Annotated in this window: 25 protein-coding genes; 13 read left to right on the top strand and 12 right to left on the bottom strand. The window is 69.9% G+C overall.

Annotated elements, in window-relative coordinates; genetic code table 11:
• Positions 1 to 402: 402 nt before the first annotated feature.
• On the top strand, positions 403 to 1,749 hold the full coding sequence (locus tag ACFO60_RS13300) for a hypothetical protein (protein ID WP_380840415.1): 1,347 nt from the start codon (positions 403 to 405) through the stop codon (positions 1,747 to 1,749).
• 38 nt (positions 1,750 to 1,787) lie between these two features.
• Here ACFO60_RS13300 and ACFO60_RS13295 read toward each other — a convergent pair whose 3' ends face one another.
• Entirely contained in the window at positions 1,788 to 2,090 is a 303-nt protein-coding gene (locus ACFO60_RS13295) for a hypothetical protein (RefSeq protein ID WP_380840414.1), read from the bottom strand.
• Between the two features lie 117 nt (positions 2,091 to 2,207).
• Between ACFO60_RS13295 and ACFO60_RS13290 the strand changes: the two genes are divergently transcribed.
• The gene (locus tag ACFO60_RS13290; protein ID WP_380840413.1) at positions 2,208 to 2,672 is read left to right on the top strand and encodes a hypothetical protein; all 465 of its coding nucleotides are present in this window, start codon (positions 2,208 to 2,210) and stop codon (positions 2,670 to 2,672) included.
• On the opposite strand, the gene ACFO60_RS13285 is transcribed toward ACFO60_RS13290, so the two are convergent.
• Positions 2,673 to 4,616, bottom strand: coding sequence for a hypothetical protein (locus ACFO60_RS13285; protein WP_380840412.1), 1,944 nt, complete (start codon positions 4,614 to 4,616; stop codon positions 2,673 to 2,675).
• Positions 4,617 to 4,931: 315 nt separating this feature from the next.
• Positions 4,932 to 5,696: a DUF2786 domain-containing protein gene (locus tag ACFO60_RS13280; protein ID WP_380840411.1), complete on the bottom strand. Its 765-nt coding sequence runs from the start codon at positions 5,694 to 5,696 to the stop codon at positions 4,932 to 4,934.
• Between the two features lie 392 nt (positions 5,697 to 6,088).
• On the opposite strand from ACFO60_RS13280, the gene ACFO60_RS13275 reads away from it, so the two are divergent.
• The 3 genes from ACFO60_RS13275 (at position 6,089) to ACFO60_RS13265 (ending at position 9,657) form a co-directional block, all read left to right on the top strand.
• Complete coding sequence (locus tag ACFO60_RS13275) at positions 6,089 to 6,244, top strand: hypothetical protein (RefSeq protein ID WP_380840410.1); 156 nt, start codon at positions 6,089 to 6,091, stop codon at positions 6,242 to 6,244.
• A 409-nt stretch (positions 6,245 to 6,653) separates the two neighbouring features.
• Positions 6,654 to 7,811, top strand: coding sequence for a CaiB/BaiF CoA transferase family protein (locus ACFO60_RS13270; RefSeq protein ID WP_380840409.1), 1,158 nt, complete (start codon positions 6,654 to 6,656; stop codon positions 7,809 to 7,811).
• Positions 7,812 to 7,968: 157 nt separating this feature from the next.
• Positions 7,969 to 9,657, top strand: coding sequence for a carboxyl transferase domain-containing protein (locus ACFO60_RS13265; RefSeq protein ID WP_380840408.1), 1,689 nt, complete (start codon positions 7,969 to 7,971; stop codon positions 9,655 to 9,657).
• 94 nt (positions 9,658 to 9,751) lie between these two features.
• Here the strand turns inward: ACFO60_RS13265 and ACFO60_RS13260 are convergent, their stop codons facing one another.
• The 7 genes from ACFO60_RS13260 to ACFO60_RS13230 form a co-directional block, all read right to left on the bottom strand.
• Positions 9,752 to 10,969, bottom strand: coding sequence for a hypothetical protein (locus ACFO60_RS13260; RefSeq protein WP_380840407.1), 1,218 nt, complete (start codon positions 10,967 to 10,969; stop codon positions 9,752 to 9,754).
• Positions 10,962 to 11,474 (bottom strand): SigE family RNA polymerase sigma factor, encoded by a 513-nt coding sequence (locus ACFO60_RS13255; RefSeq protein ID WP_380840405.1) that lies wholly within the window; start codon positions 11,472 to 11,474, stop codon positions 10,962 to 10,964. The genes ACFO60_RS13260 and ACFO60_RS13255 overlap by 8 nt, the downstream gene beginning before the upstream one ends.
• Positions 11,471 to 11,899: a hypothetical protein gene (locus ACFO60_RS13250; RefSeq protein WP_380840404.1), complete on the bottom strand. Its 429-nt coding sequence runs from the start codon at positions 11,897 to 11,899 to the stop codon at positions 11,471 to 11,473. Before ACFO60_RS13250 ends, ACFO60_RS13255 begins: the two co-directional genes overlap by 4 nt.
• Positions 11,896 to 12,327, bottom strand: coding sequence for a hypothetical protein (locus ACFO60_RS13245; RefSeq protein ID WP_380840403.1), 432 nt, complete (start codon positions 12,325 to 12,327; stop codon positions 11,896 to 11,898). Before ACFO60_RS13245 ends, ACFO60_RS13250 begins: the two co-directional genes overlap by 4 nt.
• A 37-nt stretch (positions 12,328 to 12,364) precedes the next feature.
• On the bottom strand, positions 12,365 to 13,204 hold the full coding sequence (locus ACFO60_RS13240; RefSeq protein WP_380840402.1) for a carbon-nitrogen hydrolase family protein: 840 nt from the start codon (positions 13,202 to 13,204) through the stop codon (positions 12,365 to 12,367).
• Between the two features lie 9 nt (positions 13,205 to 13,213).
• Positions 13,214 to 14,233, bottom strand: coding sequence for a DUF418 domain-containing protein (locus ACFO60_RS13235; protein WP_380840401.1), 1,020 nt, complete (start codon positions 14,231 to 14,233; stop codon positions 13,214 to 13,216).
• Between the two features lie 461 nt (positions 14,234 to 14,694).
• The gene (locus ACFO60_RS13230; protein WP_380840399.1) at positions 14,695 to 15,441 is read right to left on the bottom strand and encodes a VOC family protein; all 747 of its coding nucleotides are present in this window, start codon (positions 15,439 to 15,441) and stop codon (positions 14,695 to 14,697) included.
• A 121-nt stretch (positions 15,442 to 15,562) separates the two neighbouring features.
• Here ACFO60_RS13230 and ACFO60_RS13225 point away from each other — a divergent pair, with 121 nt between their 5' ends.
• From ACFO60_RS13225 to ACFO60_RS13215, 3 genes are all read left to right on the top strand, one after another.
• Entirely contained in the window at positions 15,563 to 16,732 is a 1,170-nt protein-coding gene (locus ACFO60_RS13225; protein ID WP_380840397.1) for a pyridoxal phosphate-dependent aminotransferase, read from the top strand.
• Between the two features lie 87 nt (positions 16,733 to 16,819).
• Positions 16,820 to 17,023, top strand: a complete 204-nt coding sequence (locus ACFO60_RS13220; protein ID WP_380840396.1) for a ribbon-helix-helix protein, CopG family — start codon at positions 16,820 to 16,822, stop codon at positions 17,021 to 17,023.
• Positions 17,024 to 17,036: 13 nt separating this feature from the next.
• Positions 17,037 to 17,417, top strand: a complete 381-nt coding sequence (locus tag ACFO60_RS13215; RefSeq protein ID WP_380840395.1) for a type II toxin-antitoxin system death-on-curing family toxin — start codon at positions 17,037 to 17,039, stop codon at positions 17,415 to 17,417.
• Between the two features lie 55 nt (positions 17,418 to 17,472).
• Here ACFO60_RS13215 and ACFO60_RS13210 read toward each other — a convergent pair whose 3' ends face one another.
• Positions 17,473 to 18,138 (bottom strand): TMEM175 family protein, encoded by a 666-nt coding sequence (locus ACFO60_RS13210; protein WP_380840394.1) that lies wholly within the window; start codon positions 18,136 to 18,138, stop codon positions 17,473 to 17,475.
• 66 nt (positions 18,139 to 18,204) lie between these two features.
• Complete coding sequence (locus ACFO60_RS13205) at positions 18,205 to 18,543, bottom strand: hypothetical protein (protein WP_380840393.1); 339 nt, start codon at positions 18,541 to 18,543, stop codon at positions 18,205 to 18,207.
• A gap of 229 nt (positions 18,544 to 18,772) precedes the next feature.
• Between ACFO60_RS13205 and ACFO60_RS13200 the strand changes: the two genes are divergently transcribed.
• The 5 genes from ACFO60_RS13200 to ACFO60_RS13180 all read left to right on the top strand — a co-directional run bounded on the left by ACFO60_RS13200 (position 18,773) and on the right by ACFO60_RS13180 (position 22,798).
• Positions 18,773 to 19,681, top strand: coding sequence for a carbamate kinase (locus ACFO60_RS13200; RefSeq protein WP_380840392.1), 909 nt, complete (start codon positions 18,773 to 18,775; stop codon positions 19,679 to 19,681).
• A 131-nt stretch (positions 19,682 to 19,812) separates the two neighbouring features.
• On the top strand, positions 19,813 to 20,919 hold the full coding sequence (gene bar / locus ACFO60_RS13195) for a barbiturase (RefSeq protein ID WP_380840391.1): 1,107 nt from the start codon (positions 19,813 to 19,815) through the stop codon (positions 20,917 to 20,919).
• Positions 20,920 to 21,006: 87 nt separating this feature from the next.
• A complete protein-coding gene (locus ACFO60_RS13190) occupies positions 21,007 to 21,582 on the top strand; it encodes an SseB family protein (protein ID WP_380840389.1) in 576 nt (191 codons plus the stop codon).
• A gap of 37 nt (positions 21,583 to 21,619) precedes the next feature.
• Positions 21,620 to 22,444, top strand: a complete 825-nt coding sequence (locus ACFO60_RS13185) for a prepilin peptidase (RefSeq protein WP_380840388.1) — start codon at positions 21,620 to 21,622, stop codon at positions 22,442 to 22,444.
• Positions 22,445 to 22,510: 66 nt separating this feature from the next.
• The gene (locus ACFO60_RS13180) at positions 22,511 to 22,798 is read left to right on the top strand and encodes a winged helix-turn-helix transcriptional regulator (protein WP_380840387.1); all 288 of its coding nucleotides are present in this window, start codon (positions 22,511 to 22,513) and stop codon (positions 22,796 to 22,798) included.
• The last annotated feature ends 27 nt before the right edge of the window (positions 22,799 to 22,825 follow it).

The following is a 22,825-nucleotide window of genomic DNA, read 5'->3' as shown; positions in this document are numbered from 1 at the left end:
CGACTCCCGCCGTCCTCCGGCACCCCGGCACCCATCCGAGCAACGACGCTCTCCCAGCCGAGCGCGATGCTCGTCCCGGTACGACGTCCGGCCAGCCGAACGCGGCATTCGTCACCCGGCAGAGGAGAGACGTTGCCGTCCACGGATGACCGAATGACCTGCGGTCGGGTGGGGGCCCATGGCGGTTCGCGGTGCGTTTTCGCCCGGGACGCTACGGCCCCGGTCCGGCCCGCGAGTCCGCCCGCTCGTGTCGACGACGGGCTTCGTACCGCCGCCGATGTGTCGTGCCGGTGTCCTGTCTCCACAACCCAGAAAAGTGGCTGTCCTCGACCTCGGTCATGACCTAGCGTGTCAAAGACATTACTTTCCGTGAAAGATTCGATCCTCTGAGGCGGTGTTCCCATGCCTGGCCGGCAGACGTTGCTGAAGGTGTTGTTGTCGAGGCGTCATCAGGAGACGCATCGGGCGTTCTGTCTGGAGTACGACAAGGTGGCACGGGGCATCGACCGGCGTCTGATCGGGTCTTCGCCGAGCAGGGAGGCGTTCGGCCGCTGGCTGAAGGGTCACCTGAAGACCAAGCCGCATGCCGATCACTGCCGAGTCCTGGAACGGATGTTCCCCGGCCACACCGTTGCGGAACTGCTCGCGCCGTACGACCCTGAGGGTAAAGGCACCGGCGACGCCCCGGCGCGCCCCGACCCCCGGGAGGCGGCCACGAACCGGCGAGAAGTCTTCCACCTCGGCGCCACCACCATGGCCCTCGGCCTAACCGACCCCCTCTGGCGCGGCCCCGACCTCCTCGAACAGGTTCTCGATGCCACCTCCGTAGGAGAGGACCGCATCGTATTCCTAGAAGCCGAGGCCGATCGACTGGGGCAGCGCATCGAAAAGGTGATGCCTGTCACGCTTCTAGCGGAAACCTTGATGCATCTGACCAGCGTGCGCGAATTGCTGGGCCGAAGGCAGCCGATCGAAGCGCAACGACGTCTTGCGCGAGTCGGAGCTCGGCTCTCGATCGTCGTCGGAGAAGTTCTGTTCAATCTCAACCATTTCCCTCTGGCTCGCCGCTGGTACGCAGCGGCTGGGAGGGCGGCCGATGAGGCCGGTGACAGGTACATTTCCGATCTCGCCCTGGCCAGCACCACGTTGATCCCGACCTACTCCGGGAACCCTCGAGATGCGTTGGCCCTGGTGAGCCCCCGTCTCGAGCAGGCCACCGGAGCAACTCCCGCGATCGCGTGGATGTGGGGCTTCGCCGCTCTGGCGCACGCGTCTCTCGGAGACCGTGCCGCCTTTGAGCGGGCGATAAACCGGAGCCGGAACGCGCTGGACCGATGCCCATCTGACCTGGTGCGACCGGGAATTCTTTCCTTCCAGCCTGAGCGACAAGCCTTCTACGAGGCGCGCGGCTGGGCAGATCTGGGCAACGTCGATGGCACTGCGAGTGCGACAGATCGGGCACTCGCAGCTTACGATCCGACTGTCTCAAGTGATCCGGCGCTGGTGCGCTTCGCGCATGCGACCGCGCTCGCGAAATCCGGTGAGGTTGAGGAAGCGTGTCGCCTTGCCACCCTTGCGCTCCGGGATCCCAATACCCTACCGATCATCAGCATCGTGGTGCGCGCTTATGAGTTCGATGCCCTGCTGGGTGCCCTCGGCTCGACAACCGCTGACTGGCGAGAAGCACTGGCCGACGTCCACCCTCCCGACCCCTCCACGCTTACCTACCCTGGACACAGCAGGGCATAGACAGGCAATGATCAAGGGTCAGGCGACGCAGCGGACAACTATCCCCAACCGCTCATGCTTCCGGCCGCTGTGCGCGACACCCTGCTAGGAGTTGTGCGCAGCTCTTCCTCAAGTTCGGCGAGGACGTGCTGTGCAGCCGTCTTGATCCGAGCCCGCCGGCCATTCAACTCTTCACCGAACGCGCGTGCTGTCGGCCCCACCCACACGGCTTGACCACCGAAGGTGGCACACGCGGGGTCGAGGACTCTCTCCAGCACCTGGACGTGCGCCCGCACGACGTCCAGCGCCGCCTCCAGGTCCCGATGCCGGGGATTCGGAACCAAATCGTCGTCGATGGGCAACGTCTGACTCCTACCGCGATGAAAGTCTGAATGAGGAAGTGGATACTAGGTGGCACAGCGGCTCTGACTGAGATTATGTGGGATCCGTCTGGATCACGGCCAGCCCTGGAGGCGAAGATGATGCAACAGTCCAGTCCTCTGGATTTTCACCGGAAGGTTGTGGCCATCGCTTTGCTCGCCATGCTGATACTAACCGGATGCACACCCGACAAAGGCCCGAGTGTCTCTAAAGCGGGCCAAACACTGAAAAGCGACATCCTTCGGTTGCTAGAAGAGAGAAATGCGGAAAATGTCGCCATAACGGACCCTGGGGGCAAGGATATCCCCTGCGGCGAAGGTAAGGCTAAGCGGACCTTTGCGGCGACAGGAAGAGATCTTCCAAAGCGTAAGCCCGATGCGCTTGTTGATGCTTTGTTGGGGGCAGTTAAGAGGGTTGGGGCGTATGAGATTGTTTCGACAGGCGATCCCGGCCAGCCTATTCGTGTGGAGAATAAGGCGGCGCATACTATTCTAATCCTTGATGCGCCGGGAGACGGTCAGTATGCTGTTAGTGGTGAGACGGGATGTCTCGATGCTCGATAGCTAGTTATCAAATACGTGTGCTCGATCTCTTGCGTAGTCTTTGCGGCCATCGAAGCGGTCAGCCAGAAAGCGAGTCGTTTCGCCTAGAGAGTTTTTGTCTTTGCCCATATCGTTCTCAAGAAACCATCGATCTAGGGAGTCAAGTCCATCATTCCCCAGCTTAAGGATGTCGGCGAACGGGCGTAGATTGCCGGCGTCGTCGGCGATGGGAACAGCATTCGGATGCGCATTTTGGTAGTCTGTGGGAGATACCTCGGGCTTGAGGCCAGCGCTTATCAGTGATTGAGCAATTGCGTGTTGACGGCCTAGAGTTTCGCGCTCGTCGGCCGTGCGGACTTTTTCGAGCTCTTTCTCGTCTGATCTAACATAGGTGTCGTATCCAGACCAGGCTGTGCTGATGGCTGTCCACGTCTTTGGAACTCGTTCGAGCACCCCGCCCAGACCTGCGATGCCGAATACCGTTCCAATCAGCATGCTTTCGTTATTCCTGTACTCCTCCGCTGCGTCGTCTATGGCTTTTCCGAGCTTCTCGCGGGCTGCTAGCTGTAGGCCGCGGAGATTTCCGAGGACGGCGAAGGTATCGTCTAGGCGGGTTGAGTCTCTGGTTATCGTCATGTCTGATACTGCGTCGCCGATTAGTCGAGTGGTAAGGATGTCCATGCCGGCTTGGAATGGCGCCTGGTTGTGTAGATTATTGGCGAAGGTCTTGATGAACTTGTAGGTGTCTTCAGGGCTTAGTTGGAAGCTGGGCTTCAGGCCTGGGATTTGAGATTCCACTGCGCCGAAGGCGCTAGGGAGTACGTGATTGGCGTCACCGAGATCGGCTCCTTCGGCGATTTCGGTGATATAGGAGCCGGCCATCTGGGAGAGGTAAACTCTTGTGGGTTCGGCGAGATTGAAGGCGGATGCGGTGGTGATGACGGTGAAGGCGAAACGGGCTGCTGCGTCGCTGTGGTGGCCGTCTTGTTCGTCGTAGACGCCTGAGGCTGCGGCCAAGAGGCGGCCGAAGGAATCGGCTGAAGTGTCATGCGCGCTGGCTCGATCGTTAAGATTCTTCAGAAAGGCTGCCAGGTCGGGGCGTTGGTCTTCCGGGTGTGACCGCAGCGATGGCGCCAGACTCGCGAAGGGATCTTTGGGTAGTGGACTGTCACTGGTGGCTACACTGATCGCCAGGCGAGCCGCGCCGGGGTCCTTGGCGAGCGCTTGGAGGTAAGGGGCCAGCACCTTGCCCCTGCTCTTGTCACCGGGGACGAAGATTTGGGTGACGACGACTTCGGCGAGCCACTCGGTCGGGAATCGGCCGGCGGATAGCAGTTCTCCGATCGCTCGCTGTTCGTCGTAGTTGGAGGCTTTCTTTTTCATGCCGTTGCTGATGGCAGCGAAACCGGCGACCGCAGCGCCGCCCGCGGTGACGGCCGTCCCGAGGGCCTGGCTGACAGTGTCGACCGCTGCCTGGTCGCTCTCCTGCAGGTTGCGTCGCAGCAGTTCGGGGAGCCGTAAGGTGCGATTCAGGCCAAGACCGGCGAAGAAGGCGGCGGTGAACTGCGGGTCGTGAACGTTGGCTTCAAGGACGTTTACGATCTTCTGGTACTTCTCGTCCAGTCCCGGATCGAACAAGACGTCGGGGTTGATCGCCTTGTACTCGGCAGCCAGGTCTGTGCCGAGCCGCTGCGCTTCGGCTGCCGGGAGCGCATTCGTCTCCTTGTAGGGCACCAGCCCGCGGCCCGCGCCTGGGGACCAGTCTGGGAGTTTTGCGGTGTTCTTGGCTATCTGTACTCGACGGCGGAGGTCGGGGAGGTGGTGGTCTATCCAGTGCTCTACCTCGGTGATGGGGGCGAGGGAAGTTGCTGGGATGCCGTTGGTGGTGAAGATGCGGCGGATGGCTTCGGTGTGCTCGCCGATGGTGCCTCGGGCGTGGTCGATCTCGGTGATGAAACCGTCCATGAGGTTCGGGTCGATGCCTGTGAAATCGGGTGACAGGGGTCCGGTCCCGGGTGGCACGGATCCTGGTTCCTGTGTCACGGTCTCGGCCCTCCGACGTTCCGGCAACCCCCGGTCACCAAAAGTAACGCAGCGGCAGGTCGTGGAGGAGTGATCGGTGGGAAGTGGTCTACGAGCGCGGGCCTGAGAATGGCTGGTTCGACGGCACGGGCGTCACCTGTATGTACTGCCTCGACGGGTAGGGCACGGGCATGGCGTTTGGCTGTACCGCCTTGGTGGGTTGGGTGTGGGTGTGGGGCGGTTCGAGCGTTGGGGGGTTCAGTGGGGGAGTTGGTGGAGGGGGAGGTCGGGGAGGTTGCGGTCGCTGAGGTCGGCGAGGCGTCCCGCTTCGCGGCCGGTGTGGTAGCCGGCGGCGTCGAGTGTGGTGGCGCGGGCGCGTCTCAGGCCGGGGAAGCGGCGCTGGAACTCGGCCTGGACGAGTGCTGAGCGGTCGAGGAGCACGAGTTCTGCGCCGGTGCCCTTCACCTGGTCGGCTATTTCGGCGACTCGGGCCAGGAGTTTGGCCGAGACGCCCGCGCCGAAGCCGACGTAGAAGGCGCGGCGGAAGTCGGACGTCGCACGGGCGCGCCGGTCCTTGCCGGCGACGGCTTCCAGTTCACGCGCGGTGAAGCGCCGCAGTGCGGGTCTGACCTGGTTCTCCATCTGCAGGGTGATGGAGGGGAGCAGCACGCGCAGGCTGTCGAGCACGGGTTCGGGGCCGACGACGGTCATGGTGACGTGGCGTGCGCCGCGGATGCCGCGTCCTCGCACGCCGGTCCAGTGCTGTGCACCCTTGCAGCCGAGGGCGTCGCAGATCAGGTGGAGCGCCCAACAGCGTTCCCGGGCGTGGCCGCCGCGGTTGGAGACCTCGAACTGGATGCCGTCGATCTTCTCGGAGCGTCCGGTGGCGCCTCGCCGCACGGCGCTGGCGTCGAGCCCGTGCCGCAGCATGAGGGAGGCCGCGTGGGCGGAGGCGAGCGCCGCCTCCTCTTCGCCGGTGTTGGGGTGTTCCGCGAGGTCCAGCAGCCGCCGGACCCGTTCCATGATCTTCGCCTTGGACGTCGCGTCGGTGGCCGTCAGCGGGGTGCCTCCCTTCGAACGCGCGTTTCGTGCGCCTCGTCCGGCGGCGCGACGCCTGCGACGGTGCGGCGGGGCACCAACCTAACGCACGTCGTGAGACCGGAACGGGGGGACCCGCGCGGCGACCGGCCGGCCGATCGGTTCCCTGGTTGAGCGTCAAATCGGCAGCTCGCGGGTGCTATGTCCGACCAATGTGGAGTTGGTCATGCGAGGTTGGCCGGCCGGTCGCGGTTGTACCCCGCAATCGTCATCCCTTGTCCTGTTTTTCCGGCTTGCGAGCGCTATGCGTGATTGGCGGGGGATGTCGAGGGTAGCCGTTCGGTGGAAACGGCGATCGATAGACGGTGGTGAAAACGATGGCTTCCATGATGGACCGCATCAGGGATTATCTGCGCAGCCCGAAGGGGCAGGAGCACGTCGAGAAGGTCAAGACGATGGCGAAGGATCCGCGGCATCAGCGCAAGATTCGTGATTACGTGGACCGGTGGCGCGCTCGCAGGACCCACCACTGAACACTGCTCGCGCTGTGTCACCTGGGTGAACGCGGCATGACCGGCCGGGGAAGGCCCCTCCCGGCCGGCGTGCGGCGGGGATGCAAGCCCGTCAGGCGGGAGGCCCACGCACCCGCCGACGACATCCGGCCCACCCGCAAGGCAGGGATCGAGCACCCTGGCGGGGGAGCCGGGGAGCATGGCAGAGGGTACGGGGAGCGGGCGGCCACGGTCCGATGATCGGGCGCCCACGGTCCGGTGATCGGGCGCCCACGGTCCGGTGATCGGGCGGCCACGGTCCGGTGATATGGACCGCGGGGTAAATAGGGTCGGTTCGGGGCGCCGCCCGGGTGTCGGGATGCCGGTGTCACCTGGCAGGCTTGCCTGTGGATCGGAACCCGTTCTCCCCAGATCCCCGTGGAGGCTGACCTTGCAGGGACCGCTCAGTGACATCGTGGTCCTCGACCTGTCCCGGGCGCTCGCCGGGCCGCACGGAGCGCAGATGCTCGGTGACCTCGGCGCCTTGGTGATCAAAGTGGAGCATCCCGACGGCGGCGACGAGTCGCGCGGCTGGGGGCCGCCCTTCGTCGGGCCCTCGGGGGACATCTCAACGTATTTCCTGGCGGCCAACCGGAACAAACGGTCTATCACTCTCGACCTCAAGTCCGAGGAAGGCGCCGCCCTGCTCACCCGGCTCGTGCGGCAGAGCGACGTCCTGATCGAGAACTTCCGCACGGGCGTGCTGGACCGGCTCGGCTTCCCCGTGGAGCGCCTGCACGAGCTGAATCCCCGCCTGGTCGTCCTGTCGATCACCGGTTTCGGCCATGACGGCCCCGAAGGCGGCAGGCCCGGGTACGACCAGATCGCCCAGGGGGAGGCGGGCTTGATGAGCCTCACCGGGCCCTCGCCCGACGAGCCGTACCGCGTGGGCTCCTCGATCGCCGACCTGCTCGCCGGCATCCACGGCGCGTACGGCGTGCTGGCGGCGCTGTACGAGAGACAGCGCACCGGCAAGGGGAAGGTGGTGCGCACCTCGCTGCTGGCGTCGGTGGTCGGCGTTCACTCCTACCACGGGACGGCGTGGACGGTCGGCGGCAAGGTGCCGCTGGCCGGTGGCAACCATCACGCCTCGATCGCGCCGTACGGGGCGTTCCGCTGCGCCGACGGCATGATCCAGATCGCCGTCGCGAACGACGTCCAGTGGCGCAGGTTCGCCCCGATCGTCGGCATCGACCCGCAGAACCCGAAGTACGTGGTCAACAGGGAACGTTTCGCTCACCGCGACGAGTTGATCGCCGACATGGAGAAGGGCCTGGGCGTCCGCGACCGGGCCCACTGGCTCGCCGCGCTGGCGGAGGCCGGCATCCCGGCCGGGGCGATCCGCACCCTCGACGAGGTCTACGCGTGGGAGCAGACGCGCTCGCAGGAGATGGTCGTCACCGTCGACCATCCGGTGCTCGGCGCCATCGAGCTGCCGGGGTCGCCCTTGCGGTTCGACGGCGCGCCCGAGGCCGAGCACCTGGCGCCTCCCGCCCTCGGCCAGGACAACGACGTCGTCCTCGACTGGCTGGCGAAGCGGGAAGCGTGACCGGCCCCGTGAGCAGAGGGAAAGGCGCGAGCGCCCCGCCGTGCGCGCTCGAGGGCGGGGAGGGTCGGGCAAGGGCCCTCAGGTCCGGACGGTCCGGACGGTCCCGACGGTCTGGACGAGTCGCACAGGTCGGACGGCGCGGCGCGGGTGGGCGGCGATGAGCGCCGCCGCCCGGCCGGACGCGTACACGCTGATCCGCACCGTTCTGGACCCTGGGTCGTGGAAGTCGTGGGACGAGCCGACCGTGGATCCCGCGGCCCCCGGCTCGCCGTACGCCGAGGAACTGGCGGCGGCGCGGTCGAGGACGCCCTACGACGAGTCGGTGGTGACCGGTGAGGGGCTGCTGGGCGGCCGCCGGGTGGCGGTCATGGCCTGCGAGTTCTCCTTCCTGGCCGGCTCGATCGGGGTGGCCGCCGCCGAGCGGCTGGTGCGCGCCGTGGAGCGGGCGACGGCGGAAGGGCTGCCGCTGCTGGCCGCGCCCGCGTCGGGCGGCACCCGCATGCAGGAGGGCGCGCTCGCCTTCGTCCAGATGATCAAGATCAGCGCCGCCGTATCGGCCCACCGCGCCGCCGGCCTGCCGTACATCGTGTACCTGCGCCACCCCACCACCGGCGGGGTGTTCGCCTCGTGGGGGTCGCTCGGGCACGTCACCGCGGCCGAGCCGGGCGCGCTGATCGGGTTCCTCGGGCCCAGGATCTTCGAGTCCCTGCACGGCTACCCGTTCCCCGAGGGCGTGCAGGTCGCCGAGAACCTCTTCAAGCACGGCCTCGTCGACGCCGTGGTGTCCGCCGACAAGGCCCGCGAGGTGGCGATCCGCGCGCTCGCGGTCCTCTGCGCGCCGATGGACCTCAAGAACGCGGCGGCGGGCGGACTGGAGAGCGCCGGCCGTCCGTCGCACGACGATGCCGCGGAGACGGGGGAAACCGGGAAAACCCGAGAAACCGAGGCAGGGGAGACCGAGACGAGGGAGGCCCGGGAGACCGAGACGGGTGAGGCCGGGGAGACCGAGACGAGGGAGGCCGCGAAGGGCGGGGAAGGGCTCGCCTGGCGCCTGGAGCCGGAGGAGCGGGCCGCCGAGGTCGGCGCCTGGGAGGCGATCAGCCGCTCACGGCGCGACGACCGGCCGGGCGTCAAGGCGCTGCTCAAGCTCGGCGCCTCGGACGTGACCCCGCTGAACGGCACCGGCGCGGGAGAGAACGATCCCGGCCTGCTGCTCGCCCTGGCCAGGTTCGGCCGGGCGCCCGCCGTCGTGCTCGGCCAGGACCGCAGGCAGAGCGCCGGCCGTCACCTCGGCCCCGCCGGGCTGCGGGTGGCCCGCCGGGGCATGCACCTGGCCGCCGAACTCGGCCTGCCGCTCGTCACGGTGATCGACACGGCCGGGGCGGCGCTGTCCAGGACGGCCGAGGAGGGCGGGCTGGCCGCGGAGATCGCCCGCGCGCTCGCCACCCTGGTGACGCTGGACGCGCCGACCGTGTGCCTGATCCTCGGCGAGGGCGCGGGCGGCGCCGCCCTGGCCCTGCTGCCGGCCGACCGGGTGCTGTGCGCCCAGCACGGCTGGCTGTCGCCGCTGTCGCCCGAGGGCGCGTCGGCGATCCTGTACCGGACCATCGACTTCGCGCCCGAGATCGCCAAGGCGCAAGGCGTGCAGGCCCGGGACCTGCGGCGGGACGGCATCGTCGACCGTGTCATCCCCGAGTTCCCTGACGCCGCCTACGAGCCGCAGGCCTTCTGCGAGCGGGTCGCCGCCACGATCGAGCACGAGATTCTCGCCCTGATGGAGCGCCCGCCCGAGGACCGCCTGACGACCCGCCTGGCCCGCTACCGCCACCTCGGCACTCCGCACTGAGCTCCCGCCCGCACCGGATCGGCCGCCGGTCGTTCATCGGCGTGCCCGGCCGGCGGCCGGTCGCCTTCGTGCTCGGACCACCGCCGGCCGCCGTTCACCGTGCGGGCGTGGACAGGGGGACGCCGGTCCACTGGGGCGGATGGGGAGGCTCCTTCACCCGCCAGATCTCCTTGCCGCCGGCGTCGAAGCCGACGATCGTGTACCCCTTGACGTAGAGGTCGCGCTCGGACCCGCAGGGGGCCGAGAACAGGGCGAGACCGCGTTTCCAGGGGTCGTGCCTCGTGGCGGTCCGGATGGTCTTCGTACCCGCGATCAGCTCGACCCTCGCCGTCCTCGCGCTCGCGATGCCGAACCAGCGGCCGGACATCAGGTACCAGGTGAAGATCCTCGCCTCGGCGGCGGCCGTCTCGCCGGGGGTCATGATCTCCGTCGCGGCGACCATGGCTCCGCCTCGCAGCCAGGCGGCCGTCCCGTCCGCGTACATGCGCGCGGTGAGCCCTCCGGGCAGGTCGAGGGCGGGTTTCAGGAGCTTGGCGTTCGTCGGGAAGCGCAGGTCCTCAGGAAGCGTCTTCCGGCCGAGGACCTTGCCCTCGGTGTCGCCGAACTCGAAGGCGCGCACCCGTGCCCGCGCCGGGTAGGTCACCGCCCACACCGCCGCGGGGGCGCCCTTCGGCCGGTAGATCACGCCAGGCAGCCGCGTGCCGTCCGCGGCGACGGCCGACACCTTCCCCACCTGGGAGCGGGCGACGCCATAGGAGATGATCGTCTCCCCGCGTGACCAGTCCTCCTCCGTGCCGCCGACGTGCCAGGCGTACTCGCCCGAGTGGCGGGGATCGGCGTCTATGGGGCAGTTCGCCAACGTCCCGCCGCGCAGGCCGTCCTGCGTGGCCCAGCAGAGGACGACGTACGTGGGCGGGTTGGGCGGCGCCGGCTGGTCGAGGCCCCGTTCCTGCGGCCTCCTGCTGAACCAGAGACGCATGCGCCGGCCGTCGGCCGGGTTGGCCAGCGTCACCGTGTCCCCGATGGGAGGACTTTCCCGAGTCTGGCGCTCGAAGGCGTCCTCGCGATCGTCGGACGGGACCGCGGTGGCGGTCGCGTGGGTGGTGGGGGTGCGGTCGGACCCGGTGCCCGAGAGCACCGTCGGCACGCCCGCGGCCAGCGCGGCCACCGACAGCGAAGCGGCCGCCAGGGCCGCGAACCTGCGGCGCCGGGCCGTGCCGAGGCGCCGCTGGACGCCGATCCACGCGTGCGGGCTGGTCCGGTAGGTCGAGGCGCGGGCGCGCAGGGCCTCGCGGAGGTCGTCGTCAATCATCGCTGCTCTCCTGGAGTGCACGACCGAGGGCCGCGATGGCGCGGCTGGTGTGGCTCTTCACGGAGCCGGGGGACACGCCCATGGCGTCGGCGATCTCGCGCTCGGACAGGTCGAGCCAGTAGCGCAGGACCAGGGCCTCGCGCTGGCGGCGCGGCAGCCGGTCCACGGCGGCCAGCAGGTCCCGATGCCGTTCGGCGACCAGGTACGCCTCCTCGCCGCCGCCTTGGGCGGGCGGAGGCTCGGACCTCCGCAGGCGTACCAGCCGGAGATGGCGTAACCGGTTGCGGGTCAGGTTGCAGACGATCGCCCGGAGGTACGGCAGCGCCGCCGTCTCATCGCGCAGGCGCGCCAGCCGCGGGTGCAGCCGCGCGAACGCCTCCTGAGCGATGTCCTCGGGGTCGTCCGCGCCGAGCAGGCCCGCCAGCCGCACCATCGCCGGATAGTGCGCGGCGAAGATCTCGGCGAACGACGGCCGGCCCGCCGACAGGAGGGAGGTTTCGGTCACACCCCAGAGACACTCAGGCCCTGCGTCGGTTGACACGGGATGGGCACGCGTTCGACGCGGATGGAGTGGACCTCCTCGTGCGGGACGACGACCTCGTAGGCCCCGTGGTCGACCATCCAGTAGCCGAGCGTCTCGGCCTTCAGGCCGCTGTGCCCGGTGTAGGCGATGTGCAGGCCGTCGTCGTCCTCGTCCAGGACCACGCACGGCTCGCCGCCGAACGCGCCGATCGTGCGCAGCAGGACCAGCCACTGGAGGTCTTCGCGGCGGACCTGCCGCCGCCAGTAGCCGCCCACCCGCTGGAAGCCCTCGCGGGGCTCCTCGCTGAACAGGATCACGTCGTCGGGGCCGGGGCCGAGTGCCGCGGCGTACGTCTGGTCGTGCTGGTGGGCGATGAAGCCGAGGCCGACGGGTTCGATGTCGCTCATGCGGCCGGCTGCCAGGTCAGGCCGTCGTAGTCGGCGAAGCGCCGCTCGCCGCGGGTGGACAGGTGGCGGATCTCGGCTCCGGCGGGGATGGGCATCGGCGGGGTGTGGAACTGGGGCACCACGTGCTGGCGGGAGGTGGTGAACCCGTTGCCCGCGAAGGGGGGCGAATCGTTCCAATCTCCGCCCATGTGGGGGCCGTAAGGGACGACGTAGGAGTCGGTGTCGCGCACCTGCCATCGCAGTATGTACAGCTCGGGGACCGAGGGCGTGAGCTCGGACCCCTCGAAGACCAGGTCGAGGGCGGACACGAGCTGCTCGGGGCTGGTCAGCCGCGAGCAGTCTTGGACGCGGTAGACGTAGCCGGAGATGATCGTGCGCTGGCCCGCGAGGTAGGGCACCAGCAGCCGAGGGGGGATGACCTTTTGCATCTGAGTGCTTGGTGCCGGCTCGCTCACATCCCGCATTTTACGATCTGCCGACCTCGGCGTTCGGCAGGGAGCGATAAATATCTGGACGCCGGTGGGAAAGGCAGGGCAGCGTGGCGCGCACCCGCTCGGTCTCGGCCGGGTCGATCTCGACGACCTGGACCGCGCCATGGGGCCCCAGATCGGCACGGACCACGCCCAACGGGTCGACGAGCATGCTGCGGCCCACGCCGAAGCCGTCCCTGGCGTCCGGGTCGGGGGCCTGGCCGACGGCGATCGTCCACGTGGTGTTCTCGATGGCGCGTGCCCTGACCAGGGTGGCCCAGTGCTCCTCCTTCATCGGGCCCGACCCCCAGGCGGCGATCACGGCGAAGGTGTCGGCGCCCTGGTCGACCAGGGCGCGCGCCAGCTCGGGGAAACGCACGTCGTAGCAGGTGATCAGGCCGAGGCGCAGGCCTTCGAGCTCCACGACCACCGGCGTGCCGCCGGGGGCGACGAGGTCGGACTCGCGGGCGCCGAAGGAGTCGAACAGGTGGATCTTGCGGTACGCGGCCCGCAGGCGGCCGCGCCGGTCGAGGGCGATGGCAGTGTTGTACACCCGGGAGCCCTCGGCCCGGTCACCGTCGGCGGGTTCGAAGGTGCCGAGGACGACGGCGATCTCGTGGGCCCGCGCGGCGTCGGCCACGGCGGTCACGAACGGGCCGTCGAGCGGCTCGGCGGACTCGGCGATGCCCTTGCCGAAGCGGGTCAGCGTCGCCTCGGGGAACACGGCGAGCGTCGCGCCGCGCGAGGCGGCGCGGCCGAGGGCGTCGCGCACGCGTTCGAGGTTGGTCTTGGGGTCGGCGGAGACCGGGATCTGGCACAGGGCGATGCGGGTCACCGCACCAGCCTAGAGGCCGGGACCCCCGGCTGCCGAGGCTCGCGGGCGGCGGTTGGGCACCGGTTCCCACCAGGTGACGCACCGCCAGGCCCATTCCAGCGGGCCGTACCTGTACCGGGCCGTCCACCAGCGGGCGAAGGCGGCCAGCGCGACGATCGCGGCCAAGGCGACGGCGAGCACACCGGCGCGGCTGCCGTCCCTGACGAGCAGCGGCAGGGCCGCGAGGGTGACCAGTGTGCCGGTGACGTACGCGGTGAGGGCGATGCGGCCGAGCGGTTCGAGCACGGCCATGAGCCGGGGCGCGCGGTCCAGCACCAGCAGCAGGCCGGTGCAGTACGCCGTGGCCGCGGCCAGGCCGGCCAGCGGGTACACGCTCACCGTGAAGGGGAAGCGGAAGGTCTCCTGGTGCGCCCACAGGTATGTCCAGGCCCCGGTGAGCGCCACGGCGAGCGGGGCGCTCACGAGGAAGGCCGCCCGCAGCGCGCGGGTCCCGGGGGCGTACTCGATCACGGCCATGCCGAGCAGGAACAGCCCGGGGATCAGCCAGACGCCCCCGGCGTGGAACAGGACCGCCCACAGCGAGGCGGCGATCCCCGCGGCCAGCACCGCCCACCGGCGCAAATACGAGGCCGGCAGCAGGACCAGGGCGCCGGTGAGGGCGTAGGGGACCAGCACCTCGCCGGGGCTGAGCAGCCGGTGCAGCAGCCCGAGCGCGGCGAGGGCCGCGAGCCTGCGCAGCAGCACGAGCCGGGGGTGGGCCGTGCGGCGGGCCGCGGAGCGCAGGAACAGGACGAAACCGATGCCGAACAGGAACGAGAAGATCGGGAAGAAGCGGCTCTGCAGGAGGTTCTCGGCCAGCCAGTCGGTGGGCGTGGTGGTGTGCCGGTGGACGGCGTCGGAGGTGTGCTGCCAGGTGTTGACGATCGTGATGCCGCAGACGGCGAAGCCGCGCACCGCGTCCAGTTCCCGGATCCGGGTCGGGGCCGGTTCGCGACGTTCTTCGTAACTGCGGACAAACCTGGCAACCACCCCAAAAGGCTAACGCGGTGGGATCGTAGATGTCACCCTGGGCCGGATGGCTGCCTCTTATAACACTTATTCGGACGCATGCGTACGCTACGGATCTACGTTGTAAAGGCGTCCGAACGGAGAGTCAGGGGCCGAGGGGGCGAACAGCGTCGACAGCCGCGATCGGCCGGGAATGCCGATGTTCATTCGACGTCGTGGAAGACGAATGTGAATCAGGGGTGACGGAAATCCGGGGACCTGTCCTCTTCCGCTGCGCCATCGAGAAGTCCGTCCTCGTCGAAGCGCGATATGACACCCGATTTCGGCCACCTGCCACCACGTTCGATCCCACACGTGCGGCTGTATTTCCGGCAGCCCTCGCCCTGGTCACGCGATGTCGCGAGCAGGTCATTCCCGTGGCGACCCGCCCAGGGGCATGAGCACGCAAGGCTCACGTGCCGGGATGTCGTCAATGCTCCGCGTCAGGACAGGGCGAGGACGCAGAACTCGTGGCCCTCCGGGTCGGTCAGGCACGTCCATGGGACGTCACCCTGGCCGAGGTCCAGGTCGTTGGCGCCGAGGGCCCGCAGCCGGGCCACCTCCGCGGCTTTGTCGTCGCCGGGGTACGGCAGCAGGTCAAGATGGACGCGGTCCGGCACGGTCTTCACGCCGGGCGTGCGGAGGAACTCGAGATACGGGCCGGCGCCCTTGGCGGAGCGCAGCACCGCATGATCGTCGGTCACCTCGAGCAGGGTCCAGTCCATCGCCTCACCCCAGAACCGGGCCATGGCCCGAGGATCCTCGCAGTCGACCACCACGGCGGCCAGCGGCCCGGTGTCCCGGTAGACCTCCCGAGGCTCCAGCACGCAGAACTCGTTGCCCTCCGGGTCGGCCAGGACCGTCCACGGCACGTCGCCCTGGCCCACGTCGACGGGCGTCGCGCCGAGACCCTCAAGCCGTGCGACCAGCTCCGCCTGATGGGCCGCAGAAGTGGTGGCGAGATCGAGGTGCGTGCGGTTCTTCGTCGTCGTCTTGGGTTCCGGGACGGTGACGACGTCGACGCAGACGGTCACCGGGTCCGGCCAGGCGAAGTCGCCGGCGGGGCCGACGTAGGTGGTCACGCCGAGTCTCTCGCTGAGAACACTCCAGCCGAGCGCCTCCGCCCAGAACCGGCCGACCGCCGAGGCGTCAACGGCCTTGATGTTCACCTGCACGGGGCGCAACGTCATGCCGGCGATCTTATGCGCCGCTTCGCGAACTCGCTGGGCCGGAAGGCGGTCCCCCTGGACAGGGCGCGCGCGCCTGAACACTGGTGGGCCGGCGGCGAGGCGGCTGGATAGGCTTGCCCGCGTGAACGAACCACTGGTCGCCCGCATGCGAGAGTTCGGCACGACGATCTTCTCCGAGATGACGGCGCTCGCCGTGCGCACGGGGTCGATCAACCTGGGACAGGGCTTCCCCGACACCGACGGGCCCGCCGCCATGCTCGAAAGCGCCGTCGCGGCGATCAGGGCCGGCGTGAACCAGTACCCGCCCGGGCCCGGCCTGCCCGAGTTGCGGCAGGCCGTCGCCGAGCACCACAAGCAGCACTACGGCCTGCTGTACGAGCCGGACGGCGAGATCTTGGTCACCGTGGGCGCGACCGAGGCGCTGGCGGCGTCGATCCTCGCACTGTGCGAGGCCGGCGACGAGGTGATCCTGTTCGAGCCGTACTACGACTCCTACGCCGCCGCCGTCGCGCTCGCCGGGGCGGTGCGCCGTCCGGTGGCCCTGCGCCCGGTGGAGGGCCGGTTCACCTTCGACCCCGGCGAGCTTCGCGCGGCCGTGGGCCCGCGCACCAGGGCGATCCTGGTCAACTCCCCGCACAATCCCACCGGCACCGTGTTCACTCGCGACGAGCTGTCGCTGATCGCCGCCCTCTGCCAGGAACACGACCTCCTCGCGATCACCGACGAGGTGTACGAGCACCTGACCTTCGACGGCGTGGAGCACGTCCCGATGGCGACGCTGCCGGGAATGCGCGAGCGCACCGTCATGATCTCCTCGGCGGGCAAGACCTTCTCGGTCACCGGATGGAAGACCGGCTGGGTGTGCGCCCCCGCCCCGCTGGTCTCGGCCGTCCAGTCGGTCAAGCAGTTCGTCACCTTCACCTCGGGCGGCCCGTGGCAGATCGCGGTCGCGCACGCCCTGCGCGAAGAGCTCGACTGGGTCGCCGGGCTGCGCGACTCGCTCGCGGTCAAGCGCGACCGGCTCATGACGGGGTTGTCGGCGGCCGGGTTCGGCGTCTACCGGCCGGCGGGCACGTACTTCGTGCAGACCGACATCCGGCCGCTCGGCTTCACCGACGGCGCCGAGCTCGCCCGGCGGCTGCCCGAGCTGGCCGGCGTCGTGGCCGTCCCGACCCAGGTGTTCTACGACCGCACGGCGCTGGGCAGGCACTTCCTCCGATTCGCCTTCTGCAAGAAGGACGAGATCATCGACGAGGCCGTCGCGCGGCTGGCCCGCCTGCGACCGTCCTGAAAAGAACGACCTGACAACTTGCTGTAAATGGACATACACTCACCGTGTCCGACCATCGTCCTGATACCGGATGCCTACCGTGGAGGTATGGCCATGACGCTTCGCCTCAGTGACGAGCAGACCGAGGCCCTGCGCCGGCGCGCCGAGAAGGAAGGACGCAGCGTCCAGCAGGTGGTGCAGGCGGCCGTCGACGAGTACATCGCCCGGCACGACGCCGACGAGGAGGTCCGGCGCCTCGGCGTCATGGCGGTGGACCGCTGGCGCCCCGTCCTCGGCCGGCTGGGCGAGTGATCGGGGCGGGCGCGTGACCCGCTATTTGACCATCGAACAGGTGGTGGGGCTCGCGGGCGCGACGCTCGGCGCCCCGCCCCGGCTGCGTGACGCCGGACTCCTCGACTCGGCCGTGCACCGTCCGCAAGCGTCCATGTTCGGTCACGAGGCCTACCCCCACGTGCTGGTCAAGGCGGCGGCCCTGCTGCACTCCCTGGTGATCCACCGCCCCTTCGAGCGCGGTGGCAAGCAGATCGCCTGGGTCTGCACGGTGGTCTTCCTCGCCTGCAACGGCATCGAGGTCGACGCCGTCGACGACTCGGTCGACGGCCTCGTCACCTCCATCGCCTCGGGCGAACTCGCCGAGGTCGACGAGATCGCCCAGGTGCTCTGGGGTTTCGTCGCCCCGATATAGGCGGTGCGCAGGAGGCGAAGCGCCGGGCCGGGGGCCGTGGTTCGGCGAGCGGGGGTCAGGGCCGTGGATCCGCGGCGGACGGGACGGGCCGTGCGCGGGCGCCGCGGGTCAGCCTGACCAGCGCGAAGGCCAGCACGGGGGTCAGCATCCACAGCAGGGGCACCACCCCGGCCATGACCCAGGCGAGGACCGCCGTGAGCGCCCAGAAGGCCCCGAGGCCCCAGTAGACGATCGCGTGGACGCGCAGGCGCGCCGGGTCGGCGGCCGGCGTGTACAGCCGCTGCTTGACCACCAGCGTCATGAGTGTCGCCAGGCACAGCATGAGGATCGCCTCGGTGCCCGCGAACATGCTGATGGCGATCGGCTCGCCGGCGGCCTCGCCGAAGATGCCGGTGGGATAGGGCAGGAAGGCGGCGAACAGCAACAGCGGCAGGTGCACCGCGACGACCTGTCGCGACACCCGGTCGATCTGGTCGAACAGCGTGTGGTGCGCCCGCCAGGCCGCCCAGAGCATCGCGAAGGCGATCACGAAGGCCGTGAAGGCTCCCCCTTGCTCGCCGATGAAGGCGGCAAGGTGCTCGAGGTCGTGCTCGTCGGGCCGCTTGATGTCGATGACCAGCAGCGTGATGGCGATGGCGAAGACGGCGTCGGTGAACATGCCGACGCGCTCATGGGAGTAGCCGGGCGGGGGTGCGGCGGCGGGGGGCGGCGCGGAGGGCACGGTCGATCTCCGTTCGAGTGGGGGGAGATCAGCATCCCAGGTCGGCCGCCCTCCGTGCGCGCCAGGTCAGCCCCCGCGGCGACCGGTGATCTTGCTGAGCGCGTAGCCCAGGTTGACCGCGGCGATGAGCGCGAAGACGAGAAGCAGCGGAACGGTGGATCCCGGCTGGCGGACCACGAGCGCCGTCAGGGGGATCGACATCGCCAGCGATCCCAGGCCGAGGGACATCTGCGCCCAGTCGGGCCCATGACGCCGGGCCGGGGACTGGGCGAGCCTCGCGTCGATCACCGCGTTGACGCGGTCGACGAGCGACTCGGCGACTTCCAGTTCGTATTGCGAGCCGAGCTCGCGGCGGGCGGCCATGGCCGCGGCGACTTCGTCTCGCTCTAATCTCTCGGATTCCACGCCATGATTCTGCCCTGTATGCCCCACTCGTGGTGATGTTCGCGGACGGCGGTGTGCGCCTGTTCGGCGAGAAGGTCGGCGCGCCCCACGGCGTCGGCCGTACCCGGATGCGGGTCACCGGGATTCGGTCCGCAGGACAGTCGAAATCAGCGTATGTATCCGAAGAAACCGCTGTTCGTGGGCAAACATCGCCAATGAGAAGAAGTGGGGCCCTGGATAGCTTCAGGCTGTGGGTGAACGCGTACTGATCGCTCTCGGCGGCAACGCGATGACCGCGCCGGACGGAAGCGCCTCCCCGCTCGACCAGCGCCGGGCCGTCGAGCGAGCCATGACGCACGTCGCCGCGCTCATCTCCCAAGGCCACCAGGTCGTCCTGACGCACGGCAACGGCCCCCAGGTCGGCAACCTCCTGCTGAAGAACCAGCTCGCCGCCGAGGTCGTGCCCCCCGTGCCGCTCGACTGGTGCGGCGCCCAGACCCAGGCCACGGTCGGCGTTCTGATCCTCAACGCCCTCGGCGACCGGGCGGCCGTCGTGGTGACCCGGACCCTGGTGGACCTCGCCGACCCGGCGTTCGCCGACCCGGTCAAGCCGATCGGCAGGTACTTCTCCGAGGCCGAGGCGCGCAGGTTCGAGCAGCTCGGGCAGACCTGGCGCGCGTTCCCCGGCAAGGGGTTCCGGCGCGTCGTGGCCTCCCCCGAGCCGCTGGAGATCCTCGACGCGCCCGCCGCGATCGCCCTGATGGAGGCCGGGTACACCGTCGTCGCGGCCGGAGGCGGCGGGGTTCCCGTCGCCCGCCGGGCCGACGGCTCGCTCACGGGCGTCGAGGCCGTGATCGACAAAGACGCGGCGGCCGTGGTCCTCGCGGACGCCGTACGGGCGACGGTGCTCGTCGTCGCGACCGACGTGCCCGCCGCCGTCGCCGGGTACGGCACCGGCCAGGCCCGTCCGATCGGCCGGACCACCGTCGCCGAACTGCGCGAGCTGCAGGCGGCCGGGCACTTCGCGAGCGGGAGCATGGGACCCAAGGTGCAGGCCGCGCTGCGGTTCGCCGAGGGCGGCGGCCGGGCCGTGATCACCTCGCTGGAGCACCTCGGCGACGCGATCGGCGGCGGCGCGGGCACGGTGGTCGGCCGGTGAACGAGGCCGGTTGACCCGGTGCGCCCCCCGCGACATGCCCCGGCGGGAACGGCGCGTGGCGCTCCACGCGCCGGGCACGGCCGATGGGCACGATGAACCGACGTAGCGGAAACGACCGAAGGGTAGGAGATATGCCGGATCCGATCGAGGTGCGCAAGGTCACCATCGAGAGCGTCACCGATGCCTCCGGGCTCGGGAAACTCATCGACGACGGGGTGATCGAGGCCGACCGGGTTCTCGCCGTGATCGGCAAGACCGAGGGAAACGGCGGCGTCAACGACTACACCCGCATCCTCGCCGACCGCGCGTTCCGCGAGGTGCTGGTCGCCAAGGGCACGCGGACGCCCGAAGAGGTCGCGCAGGTGCCCCTGGTGTGGTCCGGCGGCACCGACGGCGTGCTCAGCCCGCACGCCACGATCTTCGCGTCACTGGACCCGTCCCAGGTGGAGCCGTCGGACGAGCCGCGCGTCTCCGTCGGGGTGGCGATGAGCGAGGTCATCCTCCCCGAGGACATCGGCCGCCCGGCGATGGTGGAGAAGGTCGCCGCCGGCGTGCGCGAGGCCATGAAGATCGCGGGCATCGAGGATCCGGCCGACGTCCACTACGTGCAGACCAAGACCCCGCTGCTCACCCTCGCCACGATCACCGAGGCCAAGTCGCGCGGCCAGGAGGTCGTCATCGAGGACACCGGGCCCTCCATGGACATCTCCAACTCCACCACCGCCCTCGGCATCGCCGTCGCCCTCGGTGAGATCGAGACGCCCGCCGCCGGCCAGATCCACAAGGACCTCTCGCTGTACTCCAGCGTCGCCTCCTGCTCCTCCGGCGTCGAACTCGACCGCGCGCAGATCGTCGTGGTCGGCAACGTGCGCGGCATCGGCGGCCGCTACCGCATCGGGCACAGCGTCATGAAGGACGCCCTGGACGCCGACGGCATCTGGGAGGCCATCCGCGACAGCGGCATCGACCTTCCCGCCCGCCCGCACCCGAGCGACCTCGGAGACCGGCTCGTCAACGTGTTCATGAAGTGCGAGGCCGACCCCAGCGGGCGGGTGCGCGGGCGCAGGAACATCATGCTCGACGACTCCGACGTGCACTGGCACCGGCAGATCAAGGCCACGGTCGGCGGGGTGGCGGCGAGCGTCACCGGCGACCCGGCCGTCTTCGTGTCCGTCGCCGCCGTCCACCAGGGCCCCTCGGGCGGCGGCCCCGTAGCGGCCATCGCCGACCTCGGCTGAGGTGAGCGCCTCCCGGTGAGGGGGGACTCGTCGTCCGACCGGCCCACGCCGCCTCGACGGAGGCGGCGGTGGGTAGGCTCGTTGGTCGTGCCGAGCATTCCGCAGCCCCTGGTCCCCGACGACGACGGCGGCGCCGACGCGTCCGTGGCGGCGGCGCTGTCCGCCTTCGCCGCCGGCACGGCCGACGCGTCCGTCGTGGCGTCGGCGCTGAGCACCGCGCGCCTGCTGGTGCCCGTGGTGGCGCTGCTGACCGAGGCGGAGGTCGGCGAAAACGGGCTCAAGCATGAGAAAGAGAGCGAGATGGCGCTGCCGGTGCTGGTCGGCGCCGACGGCAGGAAGGCCGTCCCCGCCTTCACCGGCGTCGAGTCGCTCAAGCTGTGGCGCGCCGACGCGCGCCCCATCCAGGCGGTGACCCCCCAGGTCTGCCGGGCCGCGCTCGGCGAGGGCGCCGCCGCGGTCATGGTCGACGTGGCCGGGCCGGTGCCGTTCGCCGTCCAGGGCGGCATGCTCCACGCCCTGGCGTCCATCGGCCGGGTGCGGGCCCAGGACGACGGCCTCGGCGCGCTGCTGCGCGAGCTGTCCGAACACGCCGAGGTGACGGTCGCCCGCGTCCCCGAGCGCAAACGCGGCCTCCTCACCCGCCTGCGCCGCCCCTGGGGATGACCGGCGCCTGAGCGCGCGGGCGCACTAGGGTCGGCGGGTGAGCCTCATCGTCGCCGGAGCCGCGCTCGCGGGCCTGCTCGCCGGAGCCTATGTCCGCGCGCTGGCCGGCGGCTTCCACCCCGACCCCGACGGCTCGGCCGATGCGACCGAGCACTCGGCCGAAGACGCCAGGAGCTCGAGTGAGGGCGCCAGGGGTTCAGATGGGAGCGCCGCAGGCCTGGGCGGGGCTGCCGAGGGCTCGGGGGAGAGGGCCGGCGGGGCGCGGGAGGACGCGGGGGCGCTGCGGCGGGTGTACCGGGCCGAGGCCCGGGAGGCGTTCCGCCGGGTGTCGCGAGCCGTGCCCCTGCCCGCGTGGCCGCCGTCGATCGAGGTGCTGGTCGCGGCCGTGTCCGGGCTGGTGGCGTGGAAGCTCGCGGGGACGGGCCTGCTCGCGGCCTGGCTGTACATGGCCTTGACCGGGTGCGCGCTCGCGGTGATCGACTGGCGGACCCGGCGGCTGCCCGACGCCTTGACCCTGCCTTCGTACCCGATCGTCGCAGCACTGCTGATCCCCACGGGAAGGGCGGCGGACGCGCTGCTCGGCGGCCTGGCCCTGGCGGGCGCGTACGCGGTCCTGTGGTTCGCCCGTCCCACGGGGCTCGGGCTCGGCGACGTGAAGCTCGCCGGCCTGGTGGGGATGCTGACCGGCGCTCTCGGCTGGGACGCCTGGCTCGTCGGCGCGCTCGCCGGGCAGTTCCTCGGAGCCCTGTACGCCGTCTGCCTGCTCGCCGCGCGCCGCGGCACGCTCAAGAGCGAGTTCCCTTTGGGCCCCTTCATCCTTCTCGGCACCTTCACGGCCCTCCTGAGCTGGCCCCCCTCGTGACGAAGGGCGCCGCCGGCGGGCACCGGTGGTTCCGGGAATCGTTCCACGACCACCGTTCCGAATCTGGTGGCCGATGCCTGGTCTGTCGTCGTGGTGTTCGGGCTCGGGCGTGGTCCGCTGCGGTACACCGAGCTGCGCCGCCGGATCGGCGGGATCAGCAACAAGATGCCGACCCAGACGCTGCGCAAGCTGGAGCGCGGCAACCTGGTGGAGCGGCGGACCCTGCCTACCGCGCCCGCGGGTGTGGAGTACCGGCTGACCGCCCTGGGCGAGAGCCTCCTTGGGCCGGTGTCGGTGCTCGCCCGGTGGGCCGAGGAACACGCCGCCGAACTCGCGGACGCCGACGGCGGTTGACCTCCGCAGGGAACCAGATGGTTCCCT

The sequence above is a fragment of the Sphaerisporangium dianthi genome, assembly GCF_042654065.1.
GTDB classification, from domain to species: domain Bacteria; phylum Actinomycetota; class Actinomycetes; order Streptosporangiales; family Streptosporangiaceae; genus Sphaerisporangium; species Sphaerisporangium dianthi.
The sequence above is the reverse complement of the archived record's forward strand: the minus strand, read 5'-3'. Positions and strand labels throughout refer to the sequence as shown.